Below are 6,605 nucleotides of genomic sequence, written 5' to 3' on the forward strand. Positions count from 1 at the left end.
CCTTCCTATCCAAACACGATGATCCGTCCCATGCAGGCACCGCGCGCATGATCGCGTTGCTGCAGCCCTTCTTTCGTGAAGACTGGCGCCCCTACGCCGAAACGGTGCAACTGGGCGCGCCCCCGGCCGGCGCCAGCAAGGCCGCGGCCTTGCTGGGCGATGAGCCCGGGCTGGCCGACGCGCTTGCCCGCCATCGCCGCCATTGGTCGGATGCCGATCCACGCGCGGTGGCCTCCGCCTGGGCCATGAGTTATCTGTGGACCCTGTTGCCGCCCGTGACCGCGGCCGCCAGCGGCGCACGCCACGCGCTGCCCGCGCGCAGCGACGCCATGTGGATCGAACTGGACGCCAACGCGGCGCCTGCCCGCTTCCAGATCGCGGAGCTGGGCGCGCCGGACCCCGACGGCGATGTCTGGCGCCGGTACGACGCGCTGGTCTGGCACCACCTGCTGCCCTTGGCCGATGCGTTGTTTCGCGCCAGCCGGCTGCCGCGCAAAGTGGTGTGGGGCGGCGCGGTGCGCTACCTGGAGGTCGTGCTGAAGGCGGTCGAAACGCAGACGCACGGCACCGCGGCAAGCGACGCCGTGCGCCACGACAGGCTGGCGCTGCTGGAAAACCCCTGGTGGGGCTGCCCCGCGAATGAACGCGCCAATCCGCTTTGCCTGCCGCCCCGAACATCGCGCGGCCCGGGGCCCGCGGTGACGCTGCACCGCGAGTGCTGCCTCTACCACCTCTTGCCCACCGCGCAATATTGTGCGGCCTGCCCGCTGGCGCCGCAGCATCGGGCCCCCGCCAGGCGCGCTTAGTACTGATAGCGCATCGTCATCATCGCGCTGCGTCCCGCGCCCCAGGCGCCCTGGCTATAGAACCCCACCTGGCTGTAGTACTTGCGGTCGAACACATTGTTCACGTTCAACTGTGCCGACAGATTGCGGTTGAACCGGTAGCGCGCCATCAGGTTGGTGATGGCGTAGCTGCCCTGGCCCACGCGTTCGGCGCCATTGGGACCGCTGGCGATGGTGTAGACGTGGCTTTGCCAGTTGACGCCGCCGCCCACCGTCAGCTTGTTCCAGTCGCCGGGCAACTGATAGGTCGTGAACACGCGCACCAGGCTGCGCGGCTGGTCGGTCTGGATCGCCTTGCCCTCGCCATCGCTAGCGGTCCAATGGGACCAGCCCGCCGCCAAGTTCCAGCCCGGCGTGACTTCACCCGACACTTCCAGGTCAAAGCCTCGGCTGCGCGTGCCTTGCGCCGCCCGATAGGCCTCGTTGATCGTGCCCGGCACCAGGTATCCCGTATCGGCCTGCGCCACGTTGTCCTGGTCGACCTGGAACACGGCGGCGCTGGCGTTCAGGCGCCCTTCCAGGAATTCGCCCTTGACGCCGGCCTCGTAGGACTTGCCTTCAAGGGGGTCGAGCCAACCGCCGTTACGGTCCTGATAGCTTTGTGGATTGAAAATCCCCGTGTAGCTCACATAGGCGGTGTAGGTGTCGTTGATGTCGTACAGCAGCCCGGCATACGGCGTGAAGGCGTTCTTGTCGAAGGCGGTGTGATTGCCGCCGCCGAAGCCGACGGAGTCCGTCTTCCAGGTGCTGTAACGGCCGCCGACGATCAGCTTCAGCGGATCGGCCAGATTCAGGCGCAATGCGCCGTACCAGCCGGTTTGCTTGGTCGTGTAGCGGCTGGCGGTGACGGACGTGCCGTTCCAGTCCGGTTCCGGATATGAGCCGTCCCAATCCAGGAAGTTGCCGACCGGCGCGGTGGATAAGGACGACCGGTAGTCGAAGTCGGCGTACTGGCGGTTGAAGCTTGCGCCCACCACGGCCTCGTGGCGGCGGCCGAACATCATGAACGGGCCCGACGCCTTGACGTCGATGCTGTTCTGCTTGCGATCGCCCACATACCAGGAAGGCGACGCCCCCATGCCCAGCCCGGTCTCGCGATCGGGCCATCCGTACAGGTACAACAGCTTGCCGTCCATCTCGTGCTTGGAGTGCGACGCCACCGCCTGCACGCGCCAATCGTTATCGAAGCGGTGTTCCAGGCTGGCGAATCCGCCTTGGGTCGTGCTTGCCCAAGCGCTCCAGTCGGCGCCGGTGTTCAACGAACGCTTCCAGTCGGTGCGCCCGCCGTCCGCGTACCACAGTGGAAAACCGCCCCAACTGCTGCGCTGCGGGTCATTGTCCTGGTAGTTGAAGCCTGCGCTAAGGGTGGTGCGCGAGGTCAGGTCCGCATCCACCACGCCGTAGAAAACCGTCTTCTTGTTCTGATAGCCGTCCAGGAAAGAATGGCTGTCCTGATACGCCGATACGATGCGGCCACGCACGCTGCCGTCGGTGTTCAGGGGCGTCGACAGGTCCAGCGTGCCGCGGTAGTTGTCCCACGTGCCGGCGCTGACGCTCAGGTCGGCCTTGAACTCGCGGCTGATGGCGTGCTTGCGGACCAGGTTGATGGACGCGGAGGGATTGCCAGCGCCGGTCAACAGGCCGGTGGCGCCCCGCACGACTTCCACGCGGTCATAGATGATGGGATCGACGGACGATTCGCCGGCGGCGTAACCCGTGTCGAAACTCGTGGGTATGCCGTCATACATGTAATTGCTGACGGAAAAGCCGCGCGAACTGAACGAGTACCGCTCGCTGTCGTAGTTCTGCACCGAGATGCCTGGCGTGCTGGCCATCACATCGGCCAGCGAACGCATGTCTTCATCGTCCATGCGCTGGCGCGTCACGACGGTGACCGATTGCGGCGTCTCGCGCAACGTCAACGCCAGCCCGGTGCCGGCGGCGGTGGCGCGCGGCGTGTACGAGCCGGAACCTTCGGTCGTGGTGCCATCGCCTTCGCCCACCACCTGCACGCTGGGCAGGGTGGATACCCCGGCTTCCTGCGCCGCCGCGGTGGCGGATGCCAGGGCCAGGAAAAGCCCCCATGCCACGCAGGCGCTGCGTGTTTGCTGCCCTTCAGCGAGGCGTAGCGTGAATCGGGGACGAATTCGGGGACGAATATTGGATGGATGGCCACCCGGCCGGTGAACGTGCATGTCGACTACCTCTCCCACAGCGATCTGCTGAATCGGGAGAAAGTGTAATGCAACTGATTCGCATCTTTATTATCTGTTGTTGAATTACGACGGCCAGGCCGGCAAGCCGCACGCCGGGTTGCGTCTCTGCCCTGCTGGCGTCGGGCCCGCGTCTAGATGTCGGCCGACCGCGTGATGTGCCGCCTGAGCAGCGCGGTGGCGTAGTCGCGGTCGCCCTCGGCCAGCGCCGCCAAGATCCCCAAGTGATCGGTGCACGCCTGATGGATGTGGACCTCGGCCAGATGCCCGAAGTTGGCGTATTCCGTCATGCGCCGCAATGAGTTCTGGCGCCGCACGGCCTCGGTCAGGAAGCGGTTGTTGGACCACGCCGCCAACGTCTCGTGAAAGGCTGCATTGGCGTTGAACCAGGCGTCGCGCTGCAGCTGTTCGATGGGCATCTGCAGGATCTCGGTCTGCTCGCGTTGCAAGGCGGCCAACTGGTCGGGGCGCGGCGCGTAGCCCGGCGTCATCAGCGCGTTGCATTCAACGATCAGCCGGAACTCGTAGCTCTCGTTCACCGCCTGCTCGTTGTCCAGGCTTTCCGCGAAGTGCCAGCCATGCCCCGGCAGCCGCTCAGCCAGCCCCTCGGTGGCAAAACGCATCAACGCGCGCCGCACCGCGCCACGCGTCACCTGGAATTGCTCGACCAGTTGCGCCTCGGACACTTCCGCGCCCAGGCGGCCGACCGCGCGCGCGCTCATCAAATCGCCGTACAGGCTTTCCGATTCGGAATGCGGCATCAGTTCGTCCAGGCTTTCGTCGCTGCCCGGTTCACGTTCCAGCCGGTAGCCCTTGCCGGGCGTATACGCCACCAGGCCCTGGCGCGTCAGCAGATTCAGCGCTTGCCGGATTGGCGACCGGGACACCTTGAGTTCTTGCGCCAGGCGCGCATCCGACAGCCGTTCGCCAACCTGCCAGCGGCCGCCTTGAATCAGCGCCGTGAGCTTGCGGGCGACTTCGATCTGTAGGGGACTTAGCTCCTGCATGGCATCGCGCTCCTGCGCTTCACGGTGGGTTCCTATGCTCAATGCCAATTCGCATCCTTGGCATTCACGTTTTCCCTAAATTTCATATAACGCGACATAAAACAGATTGACAGCCAACATCCGGCCTAATTAGTGTATTACACAGCATCAAAATACAAAAGGACAAGCGATGGCGATCACCCCCTTTCCCTGCGTGACGTTGACGGGCGGCCCCGAAGAGCGCGGCCGCCAGTACGGTCGGGCGCTGGCCCCACGCATCCGGCAGAGCGTGGCGCTATACGGCGGGGCCCTGGACGGATTCGGCATGAGCGCCGCGCAAAAGACAGCCCTGATCGCCGACTACGCGCGCCGCATCGGTGACTTCGACGAACGCTACGTCGAGGAAATGCACGGCATCGCGGCCGGCGCGGGGGTGCCGTTCGAAGACATCGTCATGATCAACGCCCGCACCGAGGTCATGGCACTGGCGCGGGCGCAAAGCGCCACGGCCAATCCCGACGACGAGGCCGACGACGGTTGCACCGGGGCCATCCTGCTGCCCGAACGCAGCGCCTCCGGCAATCTGATCCATGCGCAAAACTGGGACTGGCGCGCCGAATGCGCCGACACCGGCGTGGTGCTGCGGGTGCGCCAGGACCACGGCCCCGACTACCTGACCTTCGTCGAAGCCGGCGGGCTGGCGCGCAGCGGCTTGAACGCGGCAGGCGTGTCCATCACCGCCAATTACCTGGAATGCGAACGCGATTACCGGTCGCTGGGCGTGCCGCTGGGCCTGATCCGCCGCAAGGTGCTGGAACAGGAACACTTCGCGCTGGCGGCCAAGGTCGTGGCGACCACGCCCAAGTCGTGCTCGAACAACATCATGATCGCGTCGGCGGCGGGCTTCGGCATTGATTTCGAATGCGCGCCGGACGAGGCCTTCCCGCTGTATCCGGACGACGGCTTGATCGTGCACGCCAACCACTGGGTGGGCGCCATCGCGCTGTCCAAGCTGCGCGACACGGGCATTCCCCACGTGCCCGAGAGCTTCTACCGCGACTGGCGCGTGCGCCGGCTGCTGCAGGCGCAAGGCCGCCTGCTTGACCGCGAAGGCGTCAAGGCCGCCCTGTTCGACGACTTCCTGGCGCCCTATTCCGTCTGCCGCCCCGCCCGCCACGGCGACGGCGGCAACCTGACCGCCACCGTGGCGATGATCGTCATGGAACCGGCGTTGGGCATCATGGAAATCGCGCCCATGCCCGCGGCGAACCGGCGCTTCACCACCTACCGGCTGGACGGCGACGAACCGGGCGACGCGGTCGACGTGCGCGAGTCCGAACTGGCGGCAGCCTGACGCCATGCTCAGATTCGTCGCCTCGCGCATCGGCATGGCGCTACCCACGCTGCTGATCGTCGCGCTTGCCGTGTTCATCCTGGTGCGGTTGATCCCGGGGGATCCGGCCGCGCTGATGCTGGGCGACTCCGCCGATGCGGCCAGCCTTGCGGCGTTGCGCGAACAACTGGGGCTGAACGCCAGTTGGCCGACGCAATTCGCCATCTGGGCCGGGCACGTGCTGCAAGGCGACCTGGGACAATCCATCGCCAACCGCCAGCCGGTGATGACGCTGATCCTCGAGCGGTTCGCGGTCAGCGCGCAGATCGTGCTGCCCGCCGTGGTGCTCGCCACCCTGGTGGCCGTGCCAGCGGGCATGTTCGCGGCCTGGCGCCAAGGCCGCATGACGGACCTGGCGCTGGTGGCCGGCGCCACGCTGCTGCTCTCGCTGCCGGCGTTCTGGATGGGCCTGCTGCTGTTGCTGCTCTTCGCGCTGAAACTGGGCTGGTTTCCCGTCGTGGGCTTCGTCGCCTTCAGCGAAAACCCCGGCCGCGCGCTGCTGTACCTGGTGCTGCCGGTCGCCACGTTGTTGCTGCACGAGATCGGCGTGATCCTGCGCATGACCCGTGCCTCGACCCTGGAAGTGCTGCATCTGGACTACATCACCCACGCCCGCGCCAAGGGCCTGCCGGAAAGCAAGGTGATGTGGCGCCACGCCTTCAAGAATTCGTTCGGCCCCACCTGGACGTTGCTGGGGCTGATCCTGGGGAACCTGCTGGCGGGCATCGCGGTCATTGAAACCGTGTTCACCATCCCCGGGCTGGGGCGTCTGCTGGTGGACGCCATCTTCGCCCGGGACTACCCCGTCATCCAGGGCTGCCTGCTTTTCATCGCCACGGTCTACGTCCTGGTGAACCTGCTGGTGGACCTGCTCTATCCGATTTTCGACCCCAGGGTGGCCGCGAAATGACCCGTCGTTCCCTTACCGCCGTCATCGGCGGCACCTTGGTCGCGGCCGTGGTGATCACGGCGTTGGTGGCCCTGTTCTGGACGCCCTACGACCCGCTCAAGCTTGATTTCAAGTCGCGCCTGGCCGCGCCCAGCCTGACCCACCTGATGGGCACGGACGAACTGGGCCGCGACGTGTTCAGCCGGCTGATGCGCGGCACCACCGCCAGCCTGCGCGTCAGTCTGATGACCGTGCTGCTGGCCACCGGCGCCGGCGGCC

Annotated in this window: 5 protein-coding genes and 1 pseudogene; 4 read left to right on the forward strand and 2 right to left on the reverse strand. The window is 66.2% G+C overall.

Annotated features, from left to right (window positions below; genetic code table 11):
• Positions 1-47 precede the first annotated feature (47 nt).
• Entirely contained in the window at positions 48-806 is a 759-nt protein-coding gene (fhuF, locus tag ACE039_RS19385) for a siderophore-iron reductase FhuF (RefSeq protein ID WP_485823110.1), read from the forward strand.
• On the opposite strand, the gene fhuE is transcribed toward fhuF, so the two are convergent.
• Both fhuE and ACE039_RS19395 read right to left on the reverse strand, forming a co-directional pair.
• Positions 803-3,040, reverse strand: coding sequence for a ferric-rhodotorulic acid/ferric-coprogen receptor FhuE (fhuE, locus tag ACE039_RS19390; protein WP_485823111.1), 2,238 nt, complete (start codon positions 3,038-3,040; stop codon positions 803-805). The genes fhuF and fhuE overlap by 4 nt on opposite strands.
• A 152-nt stretch (positions 3,041-3,192) precedes the next feature.
• Positions 3,193-4,065 carry a GntR family transcriptional regulator gene (locus ACE039_RS19395; protein ID WP_105556882.1) on the reverse strand — a complete coding sequence of 291 codons (873 nt, stop codon included), beginning with the start codon at positions 4,063-4,065 and terminating at the stop codon, positions 3,193-3,195.
• 169 nt (positions 4,066-4,234) lie between these two features.
• Here ACE039_RS19395 and ACE039_RS19400 point away from each other — a divergent pair, with 169 nt between their 5' ends.
• The 3 genes and pseudogenes from ACE039_RS19400 to ACE039_RS19410 all read left to right on the forward strand — a co-directional run.
• Positions 4,235-5,398, forward strand: a complete 1,164-nt coding sequence (locus tag ACE039_RS19400) for a C45 family autoproteolytic acyltransferase/hydrolase (RefSeq protein WP_310028913.1) — start codon at positions 4,235-4,237, stop codon at positions 5,396-5,398.
• A gap of 4 nt (positions 5,399-5,402) precedes the next feature.
• The gene (locus tag ACE039_RS19405) at positions 5,403-6,347 is read left to right on the forward strand and encodes an ABC transporter permease (protein ID WP_485823112.1); all 945 of its coding nucleotides are present in this window, start codon (positions 5,403-5,405) and stop codon (positions 6,345-6,347) included.
• Positions 6,344-6,605 (forward strand): annotated as a pseudogene (locus ACE039_RS19410) (ABC transporter permease); the annotation flags it as partial. The gene ACE039_RS19405 and the pseudogene ACE039_RS19410, both read left to right, overlap by 4 nt.

Source organism: Achromobacter maghribensis (assembly GCF_057334215.1).